This window comes from Synechococcus sp. R55.7 (assembly GCF_047461955.1).
In the GTDB taxonomy this organism is placed as follows: Bacteria; Cyanobacteriota; Cyanobacteriia; order Thermostichales; family Thermostichaceae; genus Thermostichus.
This window is the reverse complement of the sequence record NZ_JANSIC010000124.1, coordinates 2,204-5,115: the sequence shown is the minus strand read 5'-3', so window position 1 is coordinate 5,115 and position 2,912 is coordinate 2,204. Positions and strand designations below refer to the sequence as shown.

3 protein-coding genes are annotated in these 2,912 nt (G+C 57.8%); 2 read left to right on the top strand and 1 reads right to left on the bottom strand.

The genetic code is table 11. From position 1 onward, the window contains the following. A partial coding sequence (locus NW820_RS07960; RefSeq protein WP_414407174.1) for a cytochrome c oxidase subunit II transmembrane domain-containing protein occupies nucleotides 1-324 on the bottom strand: 324 nt, incomplete at its 3' end. A gap of 536 nt (nucleotides 325-860) precedes the next feature. Between NW820_RS07960 and NW820_RS07955 the strand changes: the two genes are divergently transcribed. Together NW820_RS07955 and NW820_RS07950 are read left to right on the top strand one after the other, a co-directional pair. After that, nucleotides 861-1,964, top strand: a complete 1,104-nt coding sequence (locus tag NW820_RS07955) for an FAD-binding oxidoreductase (RefSeq protein ID WP_414407173.1) — start codon at nucleotides 861-863, stop codon at nucleotides 1,962-1,964. 260 nt (nucleotides 1,965-2,224) lie between these two features. Further along, nucleotides 2,225-2,912: TPM domain-containing protein (locus NW820_RS07950; RefSeq protein ID WP_414407177.1), on the top strand; the 688-nt coding region annotated here is incomplete at its 3' end.

Here is a 2,912-nt window from a genome sequence, read left to right as displayed (position 1 = left end):
GCTGGCCAAGCCCAACCAAAGAATGATCACCGCCGGCACCGCCGTCCACACGATCTCCAGCAGCACATTGCCGTGGCTGGGATCCCCGTCGCCTTTGTCGCCTCGCCGCTTGCGGTAGCGGACAATACAGTAGAGAAGTACACCCTGTACCACCAAAAAGATCCCTGTGGCAATGGTTATGGTGCTGTTAAAGAGGCTGTCGAACAAGGGGGCTGATTCGGCAGCAGATTCGGGAAGCAGATGGTGGTTTTGCCCGTACCAAAGGCTGGCAAGGGTCAGGAGGATCCCCATAGCCACCAAGATGATGTTGCTCAGCGCACTCACGACTGCTTTTCCCCAATACAAAGAGCGTCCATCCTAGCAGATAATCTGCTCACAGCGTCTGCAAACTACCTTGCTCAACTTAATCCGTCGTTTTTTACTGTTGCCGTTTTTTATTTTTGTTTGCATTGTTTACGGAGTTTACAAAGTTTTCCGATTGTAGAGTCTGCTTCGCTGCGCACGGCTTCTCCACTAGTATCAGATAGTAGTCTGCGGGAGAGAGAAACCCTGCAGGCTTATGGATCTCTTCAGGATCTTTCAGGGTGAGCAGTGACGAGGCGGAGCTTTGGTTCCGAGATTTTCGGCAGACCTGTGTAAGGGCGGTACCACATTGAAGGCTGGCTCTGGTTGAGGGTCATCTCTCCAAGCTGAGATTTTTGCTGGCTGTAGACTGAGGTAGGGTGGGATAACCCCGCAATTGGGCTGGTTTGGACAGGTTTTCTCTCTTTAATCTCTGCTTCTGTTTAATCTCTGCTTCGCTTTCCCCAATGTCTTCTCCCCATTCACTGGCGACCTTGCTATCTGATCCAGGGGATCCCTTGCCGATCCAGACTCCATCAACGGTCTCGGAATTGGCCGGAATCTTAAAGGAGTGCCAAGGGCGGAAAGTGCTGCCGCTGGGGCAGGGGAGCAAGTGGGGCTGGGCCCACTCTGTGGAGCCGGTGGATTTGGTTCTCAGCACGCGCGGCTTACGCCGGCTCATCGACCATGCGGCTGCTGATCTCACCGTCACGGTGGAAGCCGGTATGACTTTGGCGGAACTGCAACCCATTTTGGCGGAGCGAGGGCAATGGTGGCCGGTGGATCCCCTCTATCCGGAGCGGGCTACCCTGGGGGGCATTATCGCCACTGCCGATACGGGTTCTCTGCGCTGGCGTTACGGCGGGATCCGCGACTTGCTGCTGGGCATAGCCTGGGTGCGGGCGGATGGGGAGGTGGCCAAAGCGGGCGGGCGGGTTGTCAAGAATGTTGCTGGCTATGACCTGATGAAGCTGTTCACCGGATCCTTGGGCAGCCTAGGAATTTTGACCCAGGTGAGCCTACGGCTTTACCCGTTGCCGGCAGCTCAGTCTACTTTGCTGGCCATAGGATCTTTGCCGGAGCTGGAGGTCCTGTGTCAGCAGGTGCTGACCGGCCCGGTTAACCCTGTGGGGGTGGATCTCTGGCTAAGGGCAGAGGGATCCCAAGTTTGGCTCAGCTTTCACGGCTCGGAGCGGGCGATTGCCCAGCAGATGGCCCAAACGCGGCGGCTGGCCCCTGCAGGGCTGACTTTGCAGGAAGTGAATCCCGACTCTCTGCCCCTGCCTCAACCCGGCTCAGGGGCGGTGCTGGCCAAGTTCGGGTGCCTGCCCAGTCAGAGCTTGGCAACACTGGAGCAGTTTCAAACCCTGTTTCCTGGAGCTCAGGTGCAACTGCACCGAGGCTGTGGGCTAGGACGGGCTTGGCTGGTTCAGCCAGAAGTGGGATCCCTGATGCAACTGCAGCGCTACCTCAAGTCTGCGGGCGGATTTCTCCTGCTTCTGGAGGCGCCGCCGGCTCTGAAGAAGGCTCTTGCCCATGACTTTGGCCCGGTTGCCAGCCTAATGCGCAAGCTGAAGCAGCAATTTGACCCTGCCGGCACCTTCAGCCCCAGCTTGATATAGGCACTGCCCCTGTCACCGCTCCTTCCCCGGGATCCCTCTGGCCAAACGTCTTGTTCCGGTGCATGATAGATCTATAAGAAATTGAAACATTTCTTAACATCATTTCTCAGTATCTCAGCGTCAAAGCTAGGAGAGGGATCAGCATGAGCATCGAGTGGCAGCGGATACTCCGCGTTGGGGTGGGCTTTTGCCTTGGGCTGTTGATTGCGGTGGGCGGGGGATCCCTGACCTGGGCGCAACCTGCCCTGCCGGTGGTGCCGATGGAGTTGCCCCAGCCGCCTGTGCCGGTCTTGGACTTAGCGGATCAGTTGACCAGCAATCAGGAAGCTCAACTGGCCCAGCATCTGAACAAGTTAGAGCAAGACACCGGCTGGAAGCTGCGGGTGCTGACTCAGTTCGACCAAACACCGGGTCGTCAGGTGAAGGAATACTGGGGCTTGAATGAGCGCAGCGTTCTGATGGTGGCGGATCCCAGGGGGGGCAACTTACTGGCGTTTAATGTGGGGGATGCTGTGCGCGAGATCTTGCCACGTACCTTTTGGATTGAGCTGCAATCTCGCTTTGGCAACCAATTCTATGTGCGGGAGCACGGCACCCACCGCGCCATCCTGGAGACCGTGGATGTTTTGGATCGCTGCTTTCATCAGGGAGGCTGCCGCGTGGTGCCCGGCCTGCCTCAGGAGCAGTGGATCCTAACGCTGGTGACCTCGATTTTGGGCGGGATTGTCTTCGGGTTTGCCGGCAAGCCCCGCCATGCGGAGGAGCTGTTTAACTGGCGTTGGGCCTTGCTCATTTCTCCCCTGTGGTTCATTTTGTTCGGGGCTTTCGGTATCGGCCCGGTGGTCACACGCACGCAGGATTGGATCCCGGTCTTGCGCAACGTCTTGGGGTTTCTGGCAGGGGCTTTGGTGATCTACCTGGCTCCCATTGCTCGCCCGGCAGTGGATC